General features: G+C 60.5%; 19 protein-coding genes. 12 read left to right on the forward strand and 7 right to left on the reverse strand.

The features are described from left to right. The first annotated feature begins 167 nt into the window (after nt 1–167). From FDQ92_RS09260 to FDQ92_RS09315, 12 genes are all read left to right on the forward strand, one after another. Nucleotides 168–1,340, forward strand: coding sequence for a cysteine desulfurase family protein (locus FDQ92_RS09260; protein ID WP_137424412.1), 1,173 nt, complete (start codon nt 168–170; stop codon nt 1,338–1,340). A gap of 23 nt (nt 1,341–1,363) precedes the next feature. Further along, on the forward strand, nt 1,364–3,898 hold the full coding sequence (locus FDQ92_RS09265; RefSeq protein ID WP_137424414.1) for a TIGR03960 family B12-binding radical SAM protein: 2,535 nt from the start codon (nt 1,364–1,366) through the stop codon (nt 3,896–3,898). Then, nucleotides 3,870–5,453, forward strand: a complete 1,584-nt coding sequence (locus tag FDQ92_RS09270; protein WP_137424416.1) for an Rne/Rng family ribonuclease — start codon at nt 3,870–3,872, stop codon at nt 5,451–5,453. Before FDQ92_RS09265 ends, FDQ92_RS09270 begins: the two co-directional genes overlap by 29 nt. A gap of 100 nt (nt 5,454–5,553) precedes the next feature. Continuing rightward, nucleotides 5,554–5,841, forward strand: coding sequence for a BrnT family toxin (locus FDQ92_RS16270; RefSeq protein WP_137424418.1), 288 nt, complete (start codon nt 5,554–5,556; stop codon nt 5,839–5,841). Then, entirely contained in the window at nt 5,825–6,097 is a 273-nt protein-coding gene (locus FDQ92_RS09280; protein ID WP_137424420.1) for a CopG family antitoxin, read from the forward strand. The genes FDQ92_RS16270 and FDQ92_RS09280 overlap by 17 nt, the downstream gene beginning before the upstream one ends. A 195-nt stretch (nt 6,098–6,292) precedes the next feature. Then, nucleotides 6,293–8,095: a chloride channel protein gene (locus tag FDQ92_RS09285; RefSeq protein ID WP_137424422.1), complete on the forward strand. Its 1,803-nt coding sequence runs from the start codon at nt 6,293–6,295 to the stop codon at nt 8,093–8,095. Nucleotides 8,096–8,411: 316 nt separating this feature from the next. Next, the gene (hemL, locus tag FDQ92_RS09290; RefSeq protein ID WP_137424424.1) at nt 8,412–9,716 is read left to right on the forward strand and encodes a glutamate-1-semialdehyde 2,1-aminomutase; all 1,305 of its coding nucleotides are present in this window, start codon (nt 8,412–8,414) and stop codon (nt 9,714–9,716) included. Nucleotides 9,717–9,824: 108 nt separating this feature from the next. Beyond that, complete coding sequence (locus FDQ92_RS09295; RefSeq protein WP_137424426.1) at nt 9,825–10,043, forward strand: AtpZ/AtpI family protein; 219 nt, start codon at nt 9,825–9,827, stop codon at nt 10,041–10,043. 19 nt (nt 10,044–10,062) lie between these two features. Beyond that, the gene (locus tag FDQ92_RS09300; RefSeq protein WP_137424428.1) at nt 10,063–10,461 is read left to right on the forward strand and encodes an ATP synthase subunit I; all 399 of its coding nucleotides are present in this window, start codon (nt 10,063–10,065) and stop codon (nt 10,459–10,461) included. Nucleotides 10,462–10,464: 3 nt separating this feature from the next. Beyond that, on the forward strand, nt 10,465–11,187 hold the full coding sequence (gene atpB, locus FDQ92_RS09305; protein ID WP_137424430.1) for a F0F1 ATP synthase subunit A: 723 nt from the start codon (nt 10,465–10,467) through the stop codon (nt 11,185–11,187). 173 nt (nt 11,188–11,360) lie between these two features. Beyond that, entirely contained in the window at nt 11,361–11,633 is a 273-nt protein-coding gene (gene atpE, locus FDQ92_RS09310) for an ATP synthase F0 subunit C (RefSeq protein WP_211341431.1), read from the forward strand. 211 nt (nt 11,634–11,844) lie between these two features. Then, on the forward strand, nt 11,845–12,477 hold the full coding sequence (locus tag FDQ92_RS09315) for a redox-sensing transcriptional repressor Rex (RefSeq protein WP_137424434.1): 633 nt from the start codon (nt 11,845–11,847) through the stop codon (nt 12,475–12,477). 122 nt (nt 12,478–12,599) lie between these two features. On the opposite strand, the gene uvrA is transcribed toward FDQ92_RS09315, so the two are convergent. From uvrA to FDQ92_RS09350, 7 genes are all read right to left on the reverse strand, one after another. Further along, the gene (gene uvrA / locus FDQ92_RS09320; RefSeq protein ID WP_137424436.1) at nt 12,600–15,170 is read right to left on the reverse strand and encodes an excinuclease ABC subunit UvrA; all 2,571 of its coding nucleotides are present in this window, start codon (nt 15,168–15,170) and stop codon (nt 12,600–12,602) included. A 5-nt stretch (nt 15,171–15,175) separates the two neighbouring features. Then, entirely contained in the window at nt 15,176–16,225 is a 1,050-nt protein-coding gene (gene pdxA, locus FDQ92_RS09325) for a 4-hydroxythreonine-4-phosphate dehydrogenase PdxA (protein ID WP_137424438.1), read from the reverse strand. A 677-nt stretch (nt 16,226–16,902) separates the two neighbouring features. Further along, nucleotides 16,903–17,817, reverse strand: coding sequence for a quinolinate synthase NadA (gene nadA / locus FDQ92_RS09330; protein WP_137424439.1), 915 nt, complete (start codon nt 17,815–17,817; stop codon nt 16,903–16,905). Then, nucleotides 17,814–18,560, reverse strand: a complete 747-nt coding sequence (locus tag FDQ92_RS09335; protein WP_137424441.1) for a LolA family protein — start codon at nt 18,558–18,560, stop codon at nt 17,814–17,816. The genes nadA and FDQ92_RS09335 overlap by 4 nt, the downstream gene beginning before the upstream one ends. A gap of 26 nt (nt 18,561–18,586) precedes the next feature. Beyond that, complete coding sequence (locus FDQ92_RS09340) at nt 18,587–20,806, reverse strand: DNA translocase FtsK (RefSeq protein WP_137424443.1); 2,220 nt, start codon at nt 20,804–20,806, stop codon at nt 18,587–18,589. Between the two features lie 15 nt (nt 20,807–20,821). Further along, entirely contained in the window at nt 20,822–22,486 is a 1,665-nt protein-coding gene (locus tag FDQ92_RS09345; protein WP_137424445.1) for a ribonuclease J, read from the reverse strand. A 72-nt stretch (nt 22,487–22,558) separates the two neighbouring features. Then, entirely contained in the window at nt 22,559–23,308 is a 750-nt protein-coding gene (locus FDQ92_RS09350; protein WP_137424447.1) for a lysophospholipid acyltransferase family protein, read from the reverse strand. Between the last annotated feature and the right edge of the window lie 171 nt (nt 23,309–23,479).

Genomic DNA, 23,479 nt, shown 5'->3' on the forward strand with positions numbered 1-23,479 from the left:
ATCCCTTAGCATGGGATCAGGGTGATTGCAAGGCAAAAGTTCGGGGCTTGGGGGTTGACGGACCTCCAAGGCCGAAAGTATATACAACTGCTTTCGTGGGTGCCCGGTTGGACCGGGTGCCCGTTTGTGGGAACGGCTCGAACGTCTCCAGGGAAGGGAGCGGCAGGATGGATAGGCAATGCATCTATATGGACCACATCGCGGGGACTCCGGTGGCGCCCGAAGTCGTGGAAGCTATGATGCCTTTTATCGGCGATCACTTCGGGAATCCGGCGAGTATCCATCACCTGGGGGAAAAGCCCCAGGACGCCCTTTTCCAGAGCCGGGAAAAGGTGGCGCGGCTCATCCAGGCCGAACCCGAGGAGATCATTTTTACATCTTGCGGAACGGAAGCCAACAACCTGGCCGTCAAGGGAGCCGCCTTCGACCGCATGGAAGCCGGAAAGCACGTGGTGGTGTCGGCCGTTGAGCATTATTCGGTGCTGTATGCGGCCAAGGCGCTTCAGAAATTCGGCTTCGAGGTCACCGAGGTCCCGGTGGACGGCCATGGGATGGTGGATCCAGAGGACGTCCGCAAGGCCATGCGCCCTGAGACGGTGCTGGTTTCCGTCATGCATGCCAACAATGAAGTGGGGACCATCCAGCCTCTCAAGGAAATCGCCCGATGTGTCCATGAAGGTGGGGCGCTTCTGCACACGGACGCCATCGCATCGGTGGGGCGGATCCCGGTGAGCGTAAAGGATCTGGATGTGGATCTGTTGAGTATGGCGGCCAACCAGTTTTACGGGCCGAAGGGCGCCGGAGCTCTCTTTTGCAGGAAGGGCGTCCAGATCTGGCCGCTGTTCCACGGCGGCGGCCAGGAAGACGGCCGGCGCACCGGGACGGAAAATGTGGCGGGCATCGTCGGCATGGGGAAGGCGGCGGAGCTGGCGGTCGAACGGATGGCGGTGCGCGGTGCGAAGGTTCGTCGGCTTGAAGCCATGCTCCGCAGGGAAATCGCCGAACGCCTCGACGAGGTGCGTTTCAACGGCCACCCGGAATCCCATCTGCCGGGGTTGGTGAACGTGTCTATCCGTTACGTGGAAGGCGAAGCGCTGCTGCTTCACATGGATCTTCGCGGGGTGTGTGTGGCCGGGGCTTCCGCCTGCATGTCCATCACCGCCAAGGCGTCGCATGTGCTGGAAGCCATGGGACTGCTGGACGACGGGGCCTACGGGACGCTCCTTTTCACCCTGGGGGAAGGAAACACCGAAGACGAGGTCCGCCGCGCCGCGGATACCCTCAGCGAGGTGGTCACCCTCCTCCGGTCCATGTCGCCTCTCTGCCAGGCGCGCCGGTGACCCTGGATGGTCGAAGGAATGGGATGCACGAAAGGCTCTTGGAAGGAATTCTCAAGCCCGGCCGCTACACGGGCGGTGAATTCAACGCTCACAACAAGGACTTCGAAAGTGCGCAGGTCCGCTTCGCCCTGGCTTTCCCCGACGTCTACGAGGTGGGGTTCAGCCACTTGGGTCTGCGCCTGCTTTATCATCTACTGAATCGGAAGGAAGCCGTTCTCGCCGACCGCGTCTACGCCCCCTGGCCCGATTTCGAAGCGCGCCTGAGGGAGACCGGGGAACCCCTCCAGGGCATCGAAAGCGGGCGGCCCCTCCACGAATTCGACTTTGTGGGCGTGAGCCTCCAGTACGAACTGAGCTACACGAACATCTTCACGTTGCTGGACCTGGGTCGCATCCCTTTTTCGGCCGGCGAGCGCACCGTGCGGGATCCCTGGGTCATTGCCGGCGGGCCTTGCGCATTCAACCCCGAGCCGCTGGCGGATTTCTTCGATTTCATCGTGCTCGGCGAAGCCGAGGACGTGTTCGACCCCCTCATCCGCCTTCATGAAGCCTGGCGGCGGGCCCGGGCCTCCCGAAGGGAGTTTCTCGAAGCCGTTCGAAAGATCCGGGGCGTCTACGTTCCGTCCTTCTTTTCCGTCCGATACCGCAAAGACGGCGAGGTGGAGGCGATCGAGCCGGAATTTCCGGACTACGTGCGGGTGGAAAAGCGCGTGATCAGCGATCTGGACTCGGCCTCGCCGCTTCCCGAGCGGCCGCTGGTGCCCCTGGTGGACGTTGTCCACAACCGGCTGAGCGTGGAGATCGCTAGAGGATGCACCCGTGGTTGCCGCTTCTGCCAGGCGGGTTTCATCTACCGCCCGGTGCGGGAACGGGACCCGCAAGCGGTGATTGCGTCGGCGACCGAGGCGTTGCGCCAGAGCGGATACGAAGAACTGTCACTGCTTTCCTTGAGCGCCGGGGATTACAGCGGAATCGAGCCCCTTCTGGCCGCACTCATGGAACGATGCGGCCCGGAGCGGGTGGCCGTGTCGCTGCCGTCCATGCGCGTGGGGACCCTCACCCCGGAACTCATGGAATGTATCCGCAAGGTGCGGAAAACCGGCTTCACCGTGGCGCCGGAAGCCGGAAGCGAACGGCTCCGCCGGGTGATCAACAAGGACGTGAGCGACCGGGACCTGCTGGAAACGGCTGAAAACGCCTTTCAGCTCGGCTGGAAACTGATCAAGCTCTACTTCATGATCGGTCTTCCGACGGAAACGGAAGACGACATCGAAGCCCTGATTCGCCTTTCGCTGGAAGCACTGGAAGTGGCCAAGCGCTGGAGGGCTTCCGTGAACGTGAGCGTCTCGACTTTCGTTCCGAAACCGTTCACGGCCTTCCAGTGGAGGGGGCAGCTGGAGCGAGATGAGGTCGAACGGCGTCTGGCCCGGGTGAAGCAAGGGTGCAGGCGACCGGGCCTCAAGGTCAAATGGAACGATCCGGACCAGAGCGTCCTGGAAGCGGTTTTCTCGCGGGGAGACCGTCGGCTGAGTGCCGTCCTCAGGCGGGCATGGGAACAGGGTGCGCGTTTCGACAGCTGGTCCGAACATATGAAGACGGACGTCTGGGGGAAGGCTTTTCGTGAAGCGGGCCTGGACCCTCACTGGTATGCTCAGCGGGAACTGGAACGGGATTCGGTGCTGCCGTGGGATCACCTGTCCGCAGGGGTTGAAAAGGCGTTCCTTTGGAAGGAATACGAGCGGGCCCTGGCTGAGGAATACACGGAGGACTGCCGCCGGGGAAGATGCGGGGCCTGCGGTGCCTGCGATCACGAGACCGTCGCGCCGGTGATTCGGGAAAAAGCGCCGCTGCGGACGGCCCAGCAAGCGCTCCCGGCCGTCGCGGGCGATCGAAGTTTTCTCTGCTGGATCCGCTACCGGAAGGAGGGTCCGGCACGCTTCATCGGCCAACTGGAATTGAGCCGGGTGCTGGAGCGGGCGCTTCGGAGGTCGGGGCTCCCGGTGGCCTACAGCGCCGGGTTTCATCCTCATGTGAAGGTCTCGTTCGGAGAGGCTCTTCCCCTGGGGATGGAAAGCGAAGCGGAGGAGGCGTATCTGGTGCTCACCGAACCCCTCGATGCCGCTGACGTGCGGAACCGGCTCAACCCCTGCCTGCCCGCAGGGGTTGAGGTGTTGGAAGCCGCCCGCGTGGAGCGGCGGCAGCCTGTGCCGGCCGCCAGGCGGGTGACGTATCGCGTTTCCCATTTGACCCCGTGGATGGTGAAAAGTATAGTGCGCAATTACCGTGAGCATCTTGACGAGTTCTTTACGAAAACGACGAAGCGGCGGGAGCTTCGAATCCGGCTCGGCGAAGTCCTGATGGGGATCCGAGAGGCGGACGAATCGTCCGCGATCATCGATGTGCTGGAAAAACCCGGTCTTTGCGTGCGGCCTCAAAACATACTCCGATTCCTGATGGGGGAACAGAGCGGCGCACTGTGCGGGTACCGGGTCCGCAAGCTGCGGGTGACCCCGTTGGAGGGTGGCGACGATGACAGCCGAACTCATTATCAACGCTGATTTTTACGAAACCCGGGTCGCCCTGGTGGAAAACGGGCAGGTGGCGGAACTCTACATCGAGCGGGCCTCCGATACGGGGATCGCCGGAAACATCTACCGAGGCCGCGTGGTCCGGGTGCTTCCCGGGATGCAGGCGGCCTTCGTGGATATCGGCCTGGAAAAGGCGGCTTTCCTCTATGTGAGTGACGTTCATCACCCGCTGATGGAGGCCGAGGATCTGTTTCGAGAACCCCGTGAGCCCGATGCCGTGCCTCAGGAAGGCCCGCCGGCGGCCGCCGGCACCTTGGAGGAACTTGCCGCCGCGGATCTCGCCCCCGATTCGAACGGGACGCCTCGCAGCTACAGCGATGTGCCCATCGAGGACCGCCTTCAGGAGGGGCAGGACGTCCTGGTCCAGGTGGCCAAAGAGCCTCTCGGCAGCAAGGGGGCCCGCATCACCACCCACATCACGCTTCCTGGAAGAAACCTGGTGCTCATGCCCATGATGGACCATGTGGGCGTCTCGCGGCGCATCGAAAACGAAAAGGAACGCAAGCGGCTGCGGGACATGGTCTGCGCCATCAAGCCGGCGCACTGCGGGTTCATCGTCCGCACGGCGGCGGAAGGCGAGGACATGGAAAAGATCCACGCCGAAATGGACTTCCTCCTGAAGCTCTGGCAGAACGTGCAAAAGCGGGCTGAAACGGCGGCGGTGCCTTCCCTGGTCTATCAGGAACTGGATATCACCCTGCGGGCGGTGCGGGACCTTTTGACCAAGGAAGTCGACCGCCTGGTGATCGACAGCGAGGAAGGATACCGCGAGATTGTCAACTTCACGGAAAACTTCATGCCTTCGCTTCGAAGCGCCGTGGAACGCTACGACGGCAAGGAGCCCATTTTCGACGCCTACGGGATCGAAATGGAAGTGCAGCGGGCCCTCAGCAAGAAAGTCTGGCTCAAATCGGGCGGCTACATCGTGATCGAGACCACCGAGGCACTCACCGCCGTGGACGTGAATACGGGCCGCTACGTGGGCAAGCGGAACCTCGAGGAGACCATCCTCAAGACCAACCTGGAGGCCGTGCGGGAGATCGCCTACCAGCTCCGGCTCCGCAACATCGGTGGGATCATTATCATCGACTTTATCGACATGGAAAAGGAAGCCAACCGTCAAAAGGTGTTCAACGCCCTCAAGGAAGCCATGCGTCGCGACAAGAGCAAGACCAACATCCTTCGCATGTCGGACCTGGGGCTCATCGAAATGACCCGAAAGCGCACCAAGGAAAGCATCGGGCGCGTGCTGTGCGAGCCGTGTTATTATTGCGAAGGGGAAGGGCACCTGAAGTCCCCTCAGACGGTCTGTTACGAAATCCTTCGCGAACTGCAAAGAGACAGCCAGGACCTGTTCGGCCGAAACCTCATGATTCTGGTCCATCCCCATGTGGCGACGCGCTTTCTGGACGAAGAGCGGGTGGTCTTGGAGCATTTCGAAGAAAAGCTGCACGCATCCATCCAGGTGAAGGGCGAGAAATCCCTGCATCTGGAGCAGTATGAAATGAGGGTGCTGGATGTGTGACGAGGCCGGGGACGCCGGATGGACCGTGTTCGGCGTGAAGAAAAAGGAAAGGTCTTCCGTTACAAATAGGAACATGCCATATTGAACCAAGAGATTCAAAATGCGGTTTATCGAAATACTGTGGCGGCAGCAATATGCTAAAAAAATAATCCATGAACATCATGTTGAGCTAGCCGAGGTGGAGGAAGTTCTTAGCGGAAAGCCCTTTGTGAGGTTGCAGGAACGTGGCCGCAGAAAGGGTGAGGATCTCTACGTTGTCTACGGACAAACTGCGGCTGGTCGCTATATTGTCGCGTTCATTGTTCACAAAGGTAGGGGAGTGGCAATGCCAATCTCTGCGAGAGACATGACGAGAAAGGAAAGGGGGTACTATGCGTCACAGCGATAAAGAGCGAGATCCGCTGCCGGATGAATCAGCTTCGTTAGAAGAGGTTGCGGACTTCTGGGCTACGCATGACACTACTGAATATGCAGACGCCTTCGTGGACGTCGACGCTACATTCGACATCAGAGAACGCCACTATCAGGTAGAGGTCCAGAAGGACACATTTGAGTTGTTGGCTAAGCGGGCAGCCTCCCTGAATATGCCAGTTCAGAAAATCATTGACGAAGCGCTGCGAAAGGAGCTTATCAGTGCGCCGTAAGCTGGGAAACACATTGCAGAGGAAGCGCCCAACAATCGCCTAACCAGGGATTCAATCTGACCGCAAACAGCTCAGCCCAATCCAAACCTTTCCTCTTGCCCATTTTGGTGCGTATTCTAAGTTCTGGAGTGGTTTTAATGGCTGTTTTGGGCAGCTTGACCCGGACGTTCGGCCGCGGCGTGGTGGAAGCGCAGCGTGACCGTTGAAAACCATCGAGGAGTCGTGATTCGGGCCCAGGCTATTCGAGATGTGCTGGAACGCCAGCGGACGCTCCGGTGGGTTGTCTACAGTGTTCTCGTGGGATCGGTGAGCGGCCTGGGGGCGTGTGCCTTTTTTTTCCTGCTCGAGTGGGGAAAGTTTTTCGCCCTGGAATTCCTGGCGGGGTATCCGCCGGCCAAGCCCGCCGGGGAACACCTGGTGATGCTTGAGGCCGCCGTTCCTTTCCGCCGCTGGGTCCTCTTCCTCCTTCCCGCCCTCGGGGGGCTCCTTTCGGGCCTCATCGTCTACCGTTGGGCTCCTGAAGCCGAAGGGCACGGCACCGACGCCGTTATCGACGCCTTTCACAACAAGAACGGCATCATCAGGACGCGTGTTCCGTTCGTGAAAAGCATCGCGTCCATCATCACTCTGGCGACGGGGGGAAGCGCCGGGCGTGAAGGTCCCATCGCCCAGATCGGAGCCGGTTTCGGATCCTGGATGGGCCGGGTTCTCAAACTGACGGTTCGAGAACGCCGGCTGCTGCTGCTTGCGGGTTGTGCCGCCGGGTTGGGCGCGATCTTTCGGGCGCCCCTCGGAGGCGCCTTGACCGCCATCGAAGTGCTGTACCGTGAGGACTTCGAAACCGAGGGCATTGTTCTCTGTATCATGTCGTCCGTGGTGGCGAACGCCATCTTCACCTCGATTTTCGGCCACCAGGCGATTTTCGAAACGCCGCCCATCCGCGTGACCCTACCGGCCGAACTCCTGATCTACGCGGTGATGGGCCTGGTGTGTGTGCCTTTCGGCTACCTGTATGTCACCGTTTTCTACGGCCTGCGCGATCATGTCTTCAAGAGGCTGCCGTTGAAGCGCGCCTTTGTGCCGGCGTTGGGAGGACTGTTGGTCGGCTGCATCGGGCTGTGGCGGCCTCAGGTGATGAGCGGCGGCTACGGAACGATCCAGCAGGCCCTCCTGGGCCAGCTCTCCGCGTCGCTCATGCTCACCCTTGCCGTGCTGAAGATCTTCGCCACGTCGTTCACCATTTCGTCGGGGGGAAGCGGCGGCGTGTTCGGTCCGTCGCTCTTCATCGGAGCGATGCTGGGGGGAGCGGTGGGGCAGTTGAGCAACAGCTGGTTTCCGCAGGTGGTGGGGCATCCGGGAACCTTCGCCCTCGTGGGCATGGGCGCTTTTTTCGCGGGGGTGGCCAAGGCGCCCATCGGAGCCCTCCTCATGGTCTGTGAGATGACAGGCGGCTACGGCCTGGTGGCTCCCATGATGCTCACCGCCGTGCTCGCCGTCCTCTTGAGCCAGCGGTGGGCGCTCTACGAAAAACAGGTGCTCAACAAATTCCATTCGCCGGCGCACCGGGCGGACACGGTCATCAACGTGCTCCAGATCCTCAAGGTGGGCGAAGTGTACCAGCGCGGAACTCCCGTGACGATCCTTCCCGAAGACCTGTCGCTGGACGCGCTGAAACGGTTCATGAAGACCACGCGGGAGTCCTTTTTCCCGGTGGTGGACGGGGGGTTCCATCTCCGCGGGATTCTTTCGCTCCCTGACCTGCGCATGGTGCTCTTCGAAGAATCGCTGTCCAACTTGCTGGTCGTGGGGGAACTGGCCTCACCTCCCGTAAGCGCCGGGCTCCAGGACACCCTCTATGAGGCCCTCCTCAAGTTCCTGCGTTCCGGCTATGGACAGATCCCCATCGAAGATCCCGTTCAAGGCGTGGTCGGAATGCTGCGGCTGGAAGAACTCATGGAAGCCTACCACCGGGAGATCCAAAGACTGAAGCAGGAATAGCCCGGGGAAGAAGATGCGATGGATCGGCAGCCGGGTGGTGAATGGGGGGCTGCCCGCCGCCGTGACCCATGACACGACTTGGTAGCGCAGAAAATAATAGACGTAGTATTTGATACTAAATTCTATTTCCCCTCCCCTTGTGGGAGGGGACTAAGGGGAGGGGAATGTAACTGGTTGACATACGTTAACGTTCTCACCCTCACCCCAACCCTCTCCCATCAAGGGAGAGGGGGACTTTTTGACCTTCGTTATCCTTTTTGCTTAGGGTCTCAACTTTAGAATGCTACCAACGACTTTGCTTCCGAAGGAGGGCGCGATGCATCGAAAGATATCGGACAGACTTTTCGAAAGGGCTTGCCGGGTCATTCCCGGGGGCGTGAACAGCCCGGTCCGCTCGGGACGGTCGGTGGGGGTGCGGCCCTTTTTCGTCAAGGAAGCGAAAGGATGCCGGATCCGGGATGAAGACGGAAACGTCTACATCGACTACGTCTGCTCCTGGGGGCCGTTAATCGCCGGGCACGCGCCCGTCCAGGTGGTGGAGGCGGTGATGAAGGCCGCCGCCGGCGGAACCTCTTACGGCATCCCGAGCCGACTGGAAGTCGAACTGGCCGAACAGGTCGCCGCTCTGGTTCCCTCCATGGAAATGATTCGGATGGTGAATTCGGGAACGGAAGCGGTGATGAGCGCCGTCCGGTTGGCCCGGGGATTCACCGGGAGGAACAAGGTCATCAAATTCAACGGCTGTTATCACGGCCACAGCGACTGCCTTCTGGTGGCGTCCGGATCGGGGCTGGCCACTTTCGGGATTCCGGGAAGTCCGGGGGTTCCGGAAGAATTAGTGCAGCACACCATGTCGCTTCGCTACAACGACCTGGATGTGGTGGAAGAGGCCATGGAGCACATGGGTGGGGATGTGGCCGCCATCGTCCTGGAACCCGTCGCGGGCAACATGGGCGTCGTGCCGCCCCGGCAGGGGTACCTCGAAGGGCTGCGCCGGATCTGCGACCGGTACGGCGCACTGCTCATTTTCGACGAGGTGATCACGGGGTTTCGCGTGGCGCTGGGAGGCGCCCAGGAACGTTACGGCGTGAAGCCGGACCTCACCTGCCTCGGGAAGATCATCGGCGGAGGCCTTCCGGTGGGAGCCTATGGGGGGCGGCGCGATGTGATGCAGCGGGTGGCCCCCGAAGGCGACATCTACCAGGCGGGAACCCTGTCGGGAAACCCGATCGCCATGGCGGCCGGCCTGGCCATGCTGGATATTGTGAGACGGGACGGCGTCTACGAGGAGCTGGAAGAAAAGGCATCCCACCTGGCGGCAGGCCTTGGACGGGCGGCGGAAGAAGCCGGAGTTCCGATGACGCTCAACCGGGTCGGTTCCATGGGATGCGGGTTTTTCAGCCGCCACCCGGTGACCGATTTCGAAACGGCCGCGCAATCGGATACGCGAGCTTACGCGGTCTTTTTCAGGGAAATGATGGAAAGAGGCGTCTACCTGGCCCCTTCCCAGTTCGAAGCGTTTTTTGTGAGCTTGGCTCACGAAAAGGAAGATCTGGATGCCACCGTTGAGGCGGCGGGGGAGGCGTTTCGAGCGACCGCCGCCGTGCTGGAAGCTCCGTGAGGTGAAAGATTTATCGTGATCACGGAGCGGGGGATTCGGCCAAAAAAGCGTTGACTCGGCGGCGGGGCGTGTGCTAGGTACCGTGTGATATTTTACACGAAGTCGTTCATGAAAGAAGAAACAAAAAAACTGTTTCGCCAGGTCGGCTATGCCAGCACCATCGGGCTGACTGTGGCGTTTTCCATCGTCATCGGTGCCGGCTTGGGATTCTGGTTGAGCGGTGTGTTCGGTCTGCCGATCCTGTTTCCTGTGTTTCTGGTGCTGGGCGGCGTGGCGGCGTACCGCAATTACGGGCGCCTTATGAAGAAAATACGTAAGGACGAGTGACGGCCAAGCCGGGAAACCATTGCAGGAAATCCTCAAGGACGAAAAGCTCCTTCGCCGCGTGGAGCAGTGGAATTTGGCGATCTTGGCCGCGATGACCCTGTGCGCCGTAGCTTTCGTGTCCTTGAAAGGCGCCGCCGGGGTTTTGCTGGGCGGCGCGGTGGCGATCCTCAGCTTTCAGGGGCTCAAGTGGCAGTTGCGCCGGGCCTTCACCGGGGCGGGGCGGGTTCCCGGCAAGGGGGCTCTTTTCCTGCGCGTTTACACGCGGTTTCTCGCCACGGCGTTCGTGGTGTTCACGGTCATCTACTACGGTTGGGTCAGCCCTGTCGCGCTTCTGGCGGGGTTGTCGGTGGTGATGTGGAGTATTGTAGGGGTGGCGATACAGCAGGCCTTTTGGATTTTTAGGAAGGGGGAGAGGTAGCCTATGGAGCACCCAATACTTTTTCTGAATCTGTTGTTTGAAAAGCTGGGATTGCCCGTGCCGCACAGCCCGGAGGACGCCGACTCGATCGTCGAAATGCTCTTGCTCCCCCACGTTGTCCATACCTGGGTCGTGGCGCTGATCCTGCTGATCCTCGCCAAGATGGCGGCCAGAAGCGTCCAGATGGTACCCACGGGCGGTCAGAACATCTTTGAAACGGTTCTGTCCGGCATCGAAGACTTCATGGTGGGCATAACGGGCGAAGAAGGAAGGTTCGCCTTCCCGCTTATCGCGACTCTGGGTCTGTTCATCCTCTTCAGCAACTACATGGGAATGATCCCGGGCTTTTTCGCACCGACGGCCAACATCAATACGACGGCGGCCTGCGCCATTATCGTGGTGGTCTACACCCACGTCATCGGGGTTCGATTTCACGGAGTGAAGTATATCAAACATTTCATGGGACCCATCTGGTGGCTGACGCCGCTCATCCTGCCCATCGAACTGATCGGTCACGTCGCCCGAGTGCTGAGCCTGTCCATCCGTCTTTTCGGAAATGTGTTCGGGGAGGAACTGGTTCTGGCGATTCTTTTCTTCTTGGCGGGCCTGTACCTGGCGCCGCTTCCCATGATGTTTCTCGGGCTCTTCACCGGCTTTGTCCAGGCGTTCATCTTCTGCCTGCTTTCCATGATGTACTTTGCCGGAGCCATAGAAGAAGCGCACTGAAAGGCGGTTACGGTTGGAGGGAGGCCGCAAGCATATCTCTTATTTCTTTCAATCTACCCCAAAGGAGGTTTTCTATGTCGAAGAAAGTTGGGTTTCTGACGGTCCTGTTGGTGCTGGGGTTGTCCACGCTGGCCCTGGCGGCCGAAGCGGAGTCCGCCGAGAAGGTGGCCGGGCTGCAGTTCTTTATCTACTCCGCCGTGGCCGCCGGTTTTGGCATCGCCATCGCCGCTTTCGGAACGGGCCTTGGCCAGGGAATGGCCATTAAGAGCTCGGTGGAAGGCGTGGCCCGCAACCCGGAAGCTTCCGGCAAGATCACCGTTACCATGATGATCGGTCTCGCCATGATCGAGTCACTGTGTATCTATGCGCTGGTCATCGCCCTGATTCTCATCTACGCGAACCCCGTGTCCAGCCTCATCCAGGGATTCATAGGGTTGGCCCACTAGCGGCGGACGGGGTTCGACCCGCGTGAGAGCCGAATCGACCGGGGGCGGGAAGCGTGTTTCCCGCCCCCGCCCCCGAACTTCCGAGGGGTTTCGATGACGCTCTTTTTTTCTTCGATTTAATGTGAACGAAGTCACATGGGCGCGTGTCATGGATGAAAATGCATAGCGCAAGGGTCCGGTGTCACGTCCGGACCGCGGGTGAGGGCTGAGGATGAAATTCGCTAAGATTCCTATGGCCACCATCAATCGGCTTTCGATCTATATGCGCACGCTCCAGGAGTTGATCGAAGAGGACGTGGACGTCATCTCTTCGGAACGGCTCGCCAAGCAGTGCGGGGTCAACCCGGCTCAAATCCGAAAGGACCTCGCTTACTTCGGCGAATTTGGAGTCCGCGGGGTCGGTTACCATGTTGGGGACTTGGTCAACCAGATCAAGGAGATCCTCGGGCTGAACCGCACGTGGAACCTGGCCATGGTAGGGCTTGGAAACATCGGGTCTTCCCTCATCCGGCATGGCAATTTCGTAAAACACGGGTACATCTTCACCGCCGCCTTCGACGTGGATCCCCAGAAGGTAGGGAAAAAGCTCCCCAACGGCCTCATCATCAACCACGTCGACGAACTGGAAGAAGTGGTGCGGGAAAGAGACGTGCACATCGGCGTCATGGCGACGCCGGCCGGTGCGGCTCAGAGCGTGGCCAACCAGCTGATCTTGGCGGGAATCAACGGGATCCTCAATTTCGCGCCCGTCCAGATCCAGGTCCCCGACTGCTGCCACGTGGAGAACGTGGATTTCACCATCAAACTCGACTGCATCGCCTACCATCTTTCTTCCGGCATCTAAAACCCAGCGCTCACCTTTTGAAGGCGTCCCGTCGTCGGGGGGGCGGGACGTTTCCTTCCGCGATAAATCTGGTGGGAACACGTTCCGAAGGGGCGGGGCGTTTCAAGGCCTGCCCTGTTCCATCATTTCGACCAGGGTTTCTCTCCGCCGCCTTGAAAGCGTCTTCTGAGGGCTTCGCCGGTGTGGGATGGGAGGGCTGCTGCGATGTCCTGCGGCGTACCTTCGGCCACCACGAAGCCGCCTCCCGGCCCGCCTTCCGGCCCCAGATCCACGACGTAATCGGCCCGTTGGATGATGTCGAGATGGTGTTCGATGAGAATGACGGTGTTGCCGGCATCGATGAGGCGCTGGATGAGATCGAGCAGCTTGGCGATGTCGTCTGCGTGCAATCCGGTGGTGGGTTCGTCCATCAAGTAGAGCGTGCGGCCCCGGGCCCTGCGCCCCAGTTCTTTGGCCAGCTTGAGCCGTTGCGCCTCGCCGCCGGACAGCGTGGTGCCGGGCTGGCCCAGTCCCAGGTATCCCAGGCCGACGCTTTGAAGCACGTCGAGTTTCCCTCGGATGGCCGGCAGGTTGGCGAAGAGGTCCAGGGCTTCCAGGACGGTCATGGCCAAGACGTCGGCTATGGAATGGCCTTTGAACCGAACGTCCAGGACCTCGGGCAGGTACCGGCGCCCGCCGCAGTCCGCGCAGGTCACGTAAACGTCCGGAAGAAAAACCATTTCGATCCGCTGCACACCGTCTCCCCCGCAGGTTTCGCAGCGCCCTCCCCGGCTGTTGAAGGAAAACCGCCGGGCCGAATAACCGCGGGCTCTCGATTCCGGGAGCCGGGCGTAAAGGTTCCGGATCAGGTCGAAGACGCCGGTATACGTGGCGGGGGTGGAGCGGGGAGACTTTCCAATGGGTGCCTGATCCACGCACACCACCCGGTCGAAGGCATCCCAACCCTGGAGGTTCTGGAAGGGCGCCGCAGGGCGCCGGCTGTGGTGAAGGAGCCGGGCCATGGCCCGGTAAAGGGTGTCCATGACGAGGGTGCTCTTTCCGGAGCCGGAGACGCCCGTAACGCACGTAAGACATCCCACAGGAAAGGCCGCTGAGATGTTTTTCAGGTTGCGCCCGGTCGCTCCCACCAGTTTCAGGGCGCCGAGTTGGAAGGGGGTCCGGTGTTTCGAAGGTGGAAGCTGTTTCTTCCCGGAAAGATACCGGCCCGTAAGCGATGTGGGATGGTTCGCCAGTCCGGCGGGGGGGCCGGCGTAGAGGAGGCGGCCCCCCTGGGTTCCGGCACCGGGCCCAAGGTCCACCACGTGGTCGGCGGCCAGGATGGTTTCGAAATCGTGTTCGACCACAATCACCGTGTTTTCCGTTTCCAGGAGCTTCCTGACGGTCCGGAGAACCCGGCGGTGATCCCTGGCGTGCAGCCCCACACTGGGCTCATCCAGTATGTAGAGGACTCCGGAAAGGGGAGCGCTCAATTGCTGGGCCAGGCGCACGCGCTGAGCTTCACCCCCGGAAAGCGAAGCGGCCACTCGTTCCAGCGTCAGGTAAGCCAGGTCCAACTCTTCCAGGCGGTCCAGGCGCCGAAGGATTTCACGAAGGGGGCGTTCGGCGATGGCTGCCTGGGTGTTGTCGAGCGGGATGCCGGTGAGCCAGGAACGGAACTCCGACAAGGGAAGCCGGGAGGCTTCATGGATTCCCAGATCCCCGAGGCGCACAGCCCGAGCCGCTGGGTTGAAACGGGAGCCACCGCAAGCCTCGCAGACTTCCATGCCCCATCCCAGGAGATCCTCTTCCGTTTCTTCCGATTCGAGGGCCCTGGCCAGATCCACCGGGATGCCCAGCCCCCTGCACACCGGACATGCTCCCAGAGGATGGTGAAACGAAAAAAGGCTGGGAGTGGGCGCCGCAGCTTCCCTGCCGCACCGCCCGCACCGGTAGCTGTCGCAGAAGGTCTTCTCCGTTCCATCCAGGGAGAGGACCGCCGCGGTACCACCGGCGAGGGAGACCGCCAGTTCCAGTGCGTCCGACAGCCGCCGGCTGTCGCTGCGGCGAAGCACCAGCCGGTCCACGACCACATCGATTGAGTGATGGGGTCGGCGAGGCAGAGCGGGCGGTGGGTCCAGTTCGTGGATGGTCCCGTTGGCTCGAATCCGAGCGTAGCCTTCCCGCCTGAGCCGCCGGAAGGTGGTGCCCACCATGGTTTCCGGTACCGGGCCGAGAGGGGCCAGGACCATGATGCGCGTTCCCTCGGGCCACTGGAAGGTGTCCTGCACCATGCGAGCGATAGTGAACGCCTGGATGGGCTGGTTGCAGTCCGGGCAGAAGACGGTCCCCAGGTGCGCATACAGGAGCCGGAGGTAGTCGTGGATTTCGGTGAGGGTGCCCACGGTGGATCGGGGATTCCTGGGAAGCGGCCTCTGTTCGAGGGCGATGGCGGGGCTGAGTCCTTCGATGGATTCCACGTGGGGGGCGTCGCGGCGGACGACCCCGGGCAGAAACCGACGTGCGTAGGACGAAAACGCCTCCAGGTAGCGCCGCTGGCCTTCGGCGAACAGGGTGTCGAAGGCCAGGGAAGACTTCCCCGATCCGCTCACGCCGGTGATCACGATGAAGCGGTTTCGAGGGAGGTCCAGGTCGATGTGATCGAGGTTGTGCTGGCTGGCTCCCCGAATGCGGATGAGCGGGGTCGATTCCGGCATGGCGGTCACCCGGCCTCGGCGGCCCGGCGGTTTCGCGCCATGAGTGCCGCCACGGCGATGGCTTCCAGAAGACTTGAAGCGTCGGCCTTCCCCGTGCCCGCAATGTCGTAGGCGGTCCCATGGTCCACAGATGTCCGGATGATGGGAAGCCCCAGGGAAACGTTCACCGCCCGGTCGAAGTGGACCAGCTTGACAGGAATCAGCCCCTGATCGTGATAGAGGGCTACCACGGCGTCGAACTCGCCGTGAAACGCCCTCCAGAAAAGAGTGTCCGCAGGATGGGGGCCGCTCACCCGGAAGGATTCCTTTTCGAAGCGTTCCACCACCGGCCGAATCAGTTCGATCTCTTCCCGCCCGAAAGCGCCTTCTTCGCCGGCATGGGGATTGAGTCCGCAAACCGCGAGTCTCGGGGCCGCCAATCCGAAATCCCGGATCAAGGCTTCACCGGTGATCCTTATGGTGTCGGCGAGGCCTTCGGCCGTGAGAAGTTCCGGAACTTGCCTGAGGGCGCAGTGGATGGTGGCGAGCGACACGCGGAGCTTGGGACCGGCGAGCATCATCACCACGGTGCGGGCGCCGGTGAGGTGCTTCAGAAATTCCGTGTGACCGGGAAAAAGGAAGCCGCTGCGATGCAGCCTTCCCTTGTGGATGGGTCCCGTGACGACGGCGTCCACCTGTCTTTGGAGGGCGAGGGAAACGGCTGCTTCGATGTTTCGGATGACCGATCGGGCGGCTTTTTCGGACGGGTCGCCGTAGGGGATGTCTTCCAGGTGGAGCGGGACAGGGCTGAGGAGGGGGACGCTTCCGGGGGGCACCCCCCAGGGATCCCTTTCGGAAGCTTGAACCCATGGAGGCCGGGGTCCGCGTCCCGCATTGGAGGAAAGCAGGTTCCAGGCCCGTTCCATGGCCATGGCATCGCCGACGATCAGGGGCATGGCGTGTTGGAAAACTTGCGGGCGCATCACGGCGCGGCAGACGATTTCGGGCCCCACGCCCGTGGGGTCCCCCACGGTGACGGCGATCTTAGGTCGGCCGGTCGAAGGTGGATCGTGCACGTGGCATTTCCCTCAGTTGCATTTATGTCATTGGGATTTTAAAGATGAACGTCGAACATCGAACATCGAACGTTCAACGTCGAATAAAAAAACAGGTCAGCGAAGACTCCGATGTCGAACTTTGAAGGGTGCAGAACTTTTGCTTCTTGTTCCCAAGCTGGAGCTTGGGAACGAGAGGAAACGGAGCTGATGCGCTTGCTGCTTCAAGGCCATCTGGATCTACCTCAGAGGGTCACCCTGGATGTCGTTCTAAAAGATCCGCACCCTTTTTTTATCTTTTCCCATTCACCATTCGATGTTCAATGTTCGATGTTCAATGTTCGATGTTCAATGTTCGATGTTCGATGTTCGATGTTCGATGTTCGATGTTCGATGTTCGATGTTCGATGTTCGATGTTCAATGTTCAATGTTCAATGTTCGATGTTCGATGTTCGATGTTCGATGTTCAATGTTCGATGTTCAATGTTCAATGTTCGATGTTCGATGTTCGATGTTCGATGTTCATTTTTCCCAGTCGATACCGGGCAAAAACAACTTAGCGCTTATGGACCCTCTCTCCCCCCCCCACTGGGTGGAGAGGGGATGATTTTCATGAGCGGGGATGAGCAAATCCCGGTCATAATGGTTTAAACAAGCTCTAACCCATATTCTAACCTATGTCCCTGGTCCGGACTGCTCAGGCGGCGGCGAGCATGCGTTCCACGGCTTCCAGGGCGCGCAGCCTCACGTCTTCCGGTACGGTGATCCTCGGCTCCAATGTCTCCAGGGCCCGTTGGATGTCTTCCAGGGAAATCTTCTTCATATCGGTGCAGACCATCTTTTCGGAGGCCGGATAAAAGGCCTTGGCGGGGTTGGCCCTGCGAAGGGGGTGGAGCAGACCCACTTCGGTTCCGATGATGAAGCTGGAATGGGGACTTTCCTTGGCGAAGCGAAGCATTCCGGAAGTGCTGGTCACCACATCCGCCAGGTCCAGGACTTCCGGCCGGCATTCGGGGTGGGCGACAAAAACCGCCTCGGGGTGCTCTTGCTTGCGCTGCTTGACGTCTTCCGCTCTGAGCCGGTTGTGGAAGGGGCAATATCCCGTCCAGTGATAGACCTTTTTCGAGGTGTGGCGGGCGGCGTAGCGGGCCAGGTTTCGATCCGGCGCCATGTATACGGCGGAAGCTTCGCGGAAGGATTCGACCACCCGGACGGCGTTCGCCGAGGTGCAACAGATGGTGCTTTCGGCTTTAACCTCTGCGGTGGAATTGACATAGGTGATTACGGGCACCCCTGGATAGCGTTGCTTCACGGAACGGATGTCTTCGGCGGTCACCATGTCCGCCATGGGGCAACCCGCGTCCCGCCGCGGAAGCAGCACCGTCTTTTCGGGGTTGAGGATGGCGGCGGTTTCGGCCATAAAGTGGACGCCGCAGAACACGATGACCTCCGCGTCCGTTTCCTTCGCGCGGCGGCTCAATTCCAGAGAATCTCCCGTGATATCCGCCACGTCCTGAATTTCCGGGGGCTCGTAATTGTGCGCCAGGATGACGGCGCGGCGCTGCTTTCGCAGCCGGTCAATGGCTTCCGTCCAACGATCGAGTGCGTTCATCCGGCTTCCTTTCCCATCTCGACGATCTTTCGCTGCAGCTCCAGGACTTCGCCGCGTTCGAGGCGCCTGCCGTCCGCGCCGAGTACCAGGGTGTCCGGACCGGCCTCAAGGCGAAACAGAGTATCGGGGAGTCTTTCGACCTTCCGGTGGTTCTGGAAGTCCAGGCGGTTGGTGTTGCCCAGGGCGTCCCGCGTTTCGATCCTCAGAATATCGAAGGTCTTCCTCGCCACGTGGATACGGAGTGATTGCAGGTTGGGGTCCTCTTTCTTGGGGGTCAATGTGAGGACAGCGACTTCGCGGGAAGATTCGCCGTCGTCCAGCGCCGGGGTGAAGTGGTTCGCCAGGTCGAGGAAACCGTCGAAAAGGGTCTTCATGATCGGCGAAGAAAAGAAGTCCCGGCTGTCGAACAGACTGACCTGATGTTCTTCGGGGACCACCAACCACACAAAATCTTCCACGGCCACGAAGGCCTGCGGTTCGGGACTTCTGTATTCCCAGCGCATCCTTTTCGGTCTTTGAAAATAAAAGGTCCCATGGGCTTCGGTAGTCATGGCGGAGGCGGCCGCCGAAGTCGTCCACTGGCTGAAGTCGGCGGAATAGGCTTGAAAGGAACCATAATGTTCTTCGATTCCCCGGAGAATGTCGACGGCCGTTTCGATCCGCCGGGCGCCGGCCGGCTCCGCCGGAACAGCCAGGCAGGCGGCCGCGATCCAAAGACTCAAGGCGATCCGGAACCACCTCATCGTATGAATCCTTCCGTTGTCCACGTTTAACCGTCTCTTCGCGGAGCCAGCACATCTCGGGGTCTGCTTCCGTCGGACGGTCCGACGATGCCCTGCTGTTCCATGATTTCGATCATTCGGGCCGCCCGGTTGTAGCCCACCCGGAGCCGCCGCTGGATCATGGAAATGGAGGCCTGGCGGCTTTCGATCACCAGCCGGACGGCTTCGTCGTAACGTTCGTCCATTTCGTCGTCGTCGATGTCGTTGGCGCCGTCCCGTTCGTGGAAATCCACCCGTTCGCCCAGGGGGTCTTCCACCGGTTCCTGGGAACGCCAGAACTGGGTGAGGCGCTGAACTTCCTGGTCGGAAACGAAGGCGCCCTGGATGCGCTGAAGTTTGGCGGTACCGGGAGGCAGAAAGAGCATGTCGCCCGAACCCAGGAGGGCTTCCGCGCCGTTGGAGTCCAGGATGGTTCGGGAGTCGATTTTCGAAGATACCTGGAAGGAAATCCGCGTGGAGATGTTCGCCTTGATGATGCCGGTCAGCACGTCCACGGAAGGCCGCTGAGTGGCCAGGATGAGATGGATTCCGGCCGCCCGTGCCATCTGCGCCAGTCGCGTGATGTATTCTTCCACTTCGCGGGAGGCCACCATCATGAGGTCCGCCAGTTCGTCGATAATGATGACGATGTAGGGCAGGTGGTGGTGATCGAGCGGCTCGCCGTTCAGGACCGCCTCTTCGGGACGGGGTTCCTGCCTGTGATGTTCGCGGGCCAGGGCCTTGTTGTAGGCTTCGATGTTCCGCATGTTCCTGTCGGCCAGCAGCCTGTAACGAAGTTCCATCTCTTGGACGGCCCAGCGCAGCGCGCGGGTGGCCATCTTGGGTTCGGTCACCACCGGGTGCAGCAGGTGCGGGATCTGCTCGTAGCTGCTCAGTTCAATGCGCTTGGGATCGATCAGGAGCAGGCGCAGTTCTTCGGGCGTATTCCGAAACAGAAGACTGCCGAGAATCGCGTTGATGCACACGCTCTTTCCGGTCCCCGTGGCGCCCGCGATCAACAGGTGGGGCATCTTGGCCATGTTGGTCACCACGGGTTGGCCGGTGATGTCTTTGCCCAAAGCGATGGTCAGCGGGCCGGTGGACGAAAGGAAGGTCTTCGATTCCAGAACGGAGCGGAGCGATACGGTCGCCCGCTCCGCGTTGGGGATTTCGATCCCGATGGCGGCCTTTCCCGGAATGGGTGCGACCACCCGGATGCTGACGGCCCGGAGCGCCATGGAAAGGTCGTCGGCGAGTCCCACGATCCGGCTGATCTTGATGCCCGGGGCAGGTGCATACTCGTACATGGTGATCACGGGGCCGGGCGCAATCCCGATCACCTTGCCCTGAACGCCGAAGTCCTGCAATTTCTCCTCGAGAATTCGAGCGTTTTCTTCCAGCACCTTCGGGTCGGGCCGGGCGTTTTCGTTTTCGTACGCGTCCATGATGTTGAGCGCCGGCAGAACATACCGCGCGGAGGCCGCGTTCAGCTGGATCTCCGGAAGCTGCTGCCGAGCTTCCGGGAGAGCCTTCGGTTCGTCGTCTCCGGGTCTGGGTCTCCGGTTGCCGGTAAGCCTTTCGGGTTTGGCCGGCGGCCGGCTGGATCCCGCCTTAAGCTTGTCTTTCGGGCCGGACGGCTCGCCGAAAGATCGGAAAAAGGGCATTGGGACGGCCGAAAGCTTCACCAGGACAAGAGCCGCCAAGGACCGGATCGCCCGGGATGTCTGTTTGACCGAAAACGGCGTCGCGAGCACCAGGGAAATGAGAAACAGTCCCGTGAGGAGCACGTGGCTGCCCAAAACGCTGATTTCCCGCTGCAGCCAGCGGGAAATCAGCAGTCCGACCTGACCCCCGGTGAGGAATTCCTGCCCCAAGAGGTGCATCTTTTCCTGGTGAAGGGCCGCAAGCGCGACGCTGCTCAAAACCAGGAGCACCATTCCGAGGACCTGAATGCGACCGTACGGCAAAGGCGTGGTGCCTCTCAGCAAGCTGTAGCTCACCCAGGCCCCCAGAACCGGGAGAGCGTAGGCCCCGGCGCCCAGGAAAAAGAGGAGCAGCCAGGCAAGGTTCGCTCCGAAGGCCCCCACCCAGTTTCCGGGCCGGGCCTCGGACGCCGAAGCGTTGAAAAAGGTGAGGTCCGACTGCCGGTACGACAGGAGGCTGCAAAGCACCAAAACGGTGAGGGTCAGGATGCACAGCCCCCAGATTTCATGCTTCTTTTTCTCCACCGACTGAGTATCTCCTCAGATCTCGACCACGATGGGATAGATGAACGGGCGCCGTTCCAGCACCCGCTGAAAGAACCGCTTGAGCTCTCTGCGGATTTCCATCTGGAAATCGGCGCAGTCCCACACCGCGCTGTCGGAAATAAAGCGATCCAACACTTCCAGGACTACGCACTTGGCGCCGTCCAGGATCTCGGGCTTCGTTTCTTCGAGGATGAAGCCGCGGCTGATCAGGTCGGGGCCGTTCAGGATTTCCAGGGTTTCCTTGCTCAGGACCAGCGAGGCGATCACCATTCCGTCTTCGGAAAGGTGACGGCGATCCCGAAGCACTAAGTCCCCCACATCCCCCACTCCTTTACCGTCCACGAAGACGCGGCCCGCTTCCACGCCCTTTTCGACCACGGTACCTTCCGGCATAAAATGGATTATATTTCCGTTCTCCGCAACCACGCAACGTTCCGGGGGTATCCCCGTCGCGGCGGCCAATTGGCGGTGTTTCACCAGGTGGCGAAATTCTCCATGGATCGGAATGAAGTACTTCGGCTTCACCAGATTGATGAGAAGTTTCAGCTCCTCTCGGTAGGCATGGCCCGAGACATGGATGTCTTTGACCTGTTCGTGGATCACCTCCGCCCCCTGGCGGTAAAGATTGTTGATGATGTTGTGAATGGCCCGTTCGTTTCCCGGGATGAACTTGGAAGAAAGAATGATCGTATCGCCGGGCTGGACCTTGAGCTTGCGGTGGACGTTGAACGCCATCCGAGTGAGGGCGCTGAAGGGTTCCCCCTGGGTTCCGGTGGTGAGCATGAGCACCTGGGAATCGGGCAGTTTCTGTATATCGGGCAGGAAGATTTCTTCGTCGGGATCGAAGTCGATGTAGCCCAGTTCCCGGGCGATCCGGATATTCGCCACCATGGACTTGCCGTTGAGAAAAACCTTGCGGTCGAATTCTCGGGCTATGTCCACCACTTGCTGAATCCGGTGGATGTTGCTCGCGAAGACCGCGACGACGATGCGCCCGGGACATTCTCTGAAGATCTCCCGAAGCGTGCGCCCGATCTCCCTTTCGGACAGCGTATAGCCTTCCCGTTCCACATTAGTGGAATCGGAAAGCAGGGCGAGCACTCCTTCTTCACCGTAGGCAGCAAAACGAGCCAAGTCGCATCGACGGCCGTCTATGGGCGTGTTGTCGATTTTGAAGTCCCCCGAATGGACGAGCACGCCCGCCGGCGTGCGGATCGCCAAGCCCACACCGTCCGGAATGCTGTGACAGACCTGGATGAATTCGATCTCAAAGGGCTCGATCCGGATCGTTTCCCGAGGCAGGACCCGGACCAACCGGGACCACTGCAGCAGGTTGTGTTCCCGCAGCTTTTCGGAGATGAGCGCCAGGGTGAGCGGCGTGGCATATACGGGAACCTGGAACTCCCTGAGAAAAAAGGGGATGGCTCCGATGTGGTCCTCATGGCCGTGGGTGACGATCAGCGCCTGAATCCGGTCGCGGTTTTCCCGGAGATAGGTGAAGTCGGGAATCACGATGTCGATCCCCAGCATGTCTTCCTCTGGAAACATGAGCCCCGCATCCACGATGATCAGCGTCTCGCCGTACTCGACGACCATCATGTTGAGCCCGATTTCGCCGAGCCCTCCCAGCGGTATGATTTTAAGATGCGGTGAATTCATATTGATCGCGATACGGCTCCTGTTCCGTTTTGCGTTGATTTCTTACCGGCGCCGGCTGCGGCGGGCCGGAGTTTACAGCCCTCTGTCCCGTGTCGTCGAGCCGCCCCCTTCCTCTTTCAGCAGATGCATCCGGATGGCTTCACGCAGCCTTTCCATCAGCAGGTCCCGGTCTTTCACCGTCAGCTGCCTCGTGGGGATCGGTTTCCCGATGGTCATCCGGATGGTCCCCGGCCGGATCATGATGGTTCCCTTTTTCGGGAGAATCTTGTGCGAACCGCTGATGCTGATGGGAAGGATGGGCTGCTGCGAGCGAATGGCTAGTAGAATGCCGCCCTTCTTGAAGTTCTGCAGCACACCGTCCAGACTCCGCGTTCCTTCCGGAAAAATCACGATGGACGTCCCCCGGCGCACCTGCTCGGCGGCCGTGGCCAGACTCTCGAGGGCCTTGCGCCGGTCCGCCCGGTCTATGGGAATGTAGCCGATGGATCGCATAGCGTGGCCGAACAGCGGAATCCGAAACAGCTCTTCCTTGGCCAGCCACCGGAACTGCACCGGGATCTTACCGAGAATGGCGAAAATGTCGAACCATCCCTGGTGATTGGCGGCCAGAATATAGGTGGTGCCGGGTTCGATGTTTTCCACGCCCTGGAGCTGAACCTTGACCCCAGCGGCCCAAAGGTTCAAGTTGCCCCAGAGTCGTCCGCACAGATGCGCCCAGTCTTGGCGCCGTGTGAGCAGGACGATGACGATGGCCGCGACTCCCAGGATCACTGTGGAGACCAGCAGCATCAGGTAAAAGGTTGCGGTTCGGACCGCCCTCATGGACGTCTCTTTCAATTGGGATCGATATAGAAAACAAATACTTGCAGCTTTCCAGCCGCGCTAGAGTGTAATCGCTTTGCGGGGCGGAGTCAACTTTTGCGCGAAAAACGAGCCCCTTGTCATCCGACTTGATGGTGGCCGGAAGTCTGTGCTAAAGTGCGAAAAATTTTC

It is taken from the genome of Desulfoglaeba alkanexedens ALDC, assembly GCF_005377625.1.
Taxonomy (GTDB): Bacteria; Desulfobacterota; Syntrophobacteria; order Syntrophobacterales; family DSM-9756; genus Desulfoglaeba; species Desulfoglaeba alkanexedens.

Bases quoted from the DNA above. Each gene is read 5' to 3' on its own strand.
- FDQ92_RS16270 (WP_137424418.1), top strand. From the start codon at position 5,554: ATGCGGTTTATCGAAATACTGTGGCGGCAGCAATATGCTAAAAAAATA.
- hemL (WP_137424424.1), top strand. From the start codon at position 8,412: ATGCATCGAAAGATATCGGACAGACTTTTCGAAAGGGCTTGCCGGGTC.
- FDQ92_RS09335 (WP_137424441.1), bottom strand. From the start codon at position 18,560: ATGAGGTGGTTCCGGATCGCCTTGAGTCTTTGGATCGCGGCCGCCTGC.
- FDQ92_RS09350 (WP_137424447.1), bottom strand. From the start codon at position 23,308: ATGAGGGCGGTCCGAACCGCAACCTTTTACCTGATGCTGCTGGTCTCC.
- FDQ92_RS09260 (WP_137424412.1), top strand. From the start codon at position 168: ATGGATAGGCAATGCATCTATATGGACCACATCGCGGGGACTCCGGTG.
- FDQ92_RS09280 (WP_137424420.1), top strand. From the start codon at position 5,825: ATGCGTCACAGCGATAAAGAGCGAGATCCGCTGCCGGATGAATCAGCT.
- FDQ92_RS09315 (WP_137424434.1), top strand. From the start codon at position 11,845: ATGAAATTCGCTAAGATTCCTATGGCCACCATCAATCGGCTTTCGATC.
- FDQ92_RS09295 (WP_137424426.1), top strand. From the start codon at position 9,825: ATGAAAGAAGAAACAAAAAAACTGTTTCGCCAGGTCGGCTATGCCAGC.
- nadA (WP_137424439.1), bottom strand. From the start codon at position 17,817: ATGAACGCACTCGATCGTTGGACGGAAGCCATTGACCGGCTGCGAAAG.
- FDQ92_RS09270 (WP_137424416.1), top strand. From the start codon at position 3,870: ATGACAGCCGAACTCATTATCAACGCTGATTTTTACGAAACCCGGGTC.
- FDQ92_RS09345 (WP_137424445.1), bottom strand. From the start codon at position 22,486: ATGAATTCACCGCATCTTAAAATCATACCGCTGGGAGGGCTCGGCGAA.
- FDQ92_RS09265 (WP_137424414.1), top strand. From the start codon at position 1,364: ATGCACGAAAGGCTCTTGGAAGGAATTCTCAAGCCCGGCCGCTACACG.
- atpB (WP_137424430.1), top strand. From the start codon at position 10,465: ATGGAGCACCCAATACTTTTTCTGAATCTGTTGTTTGAAAAGCTGGGA.
- uvrA (WP_137424436.1), bottom strand. From the start codon at position 15,170: ATGCCGGAATCGACCCCGCTCATCCGCATTCGGGGAGCCAGCCAGCAC.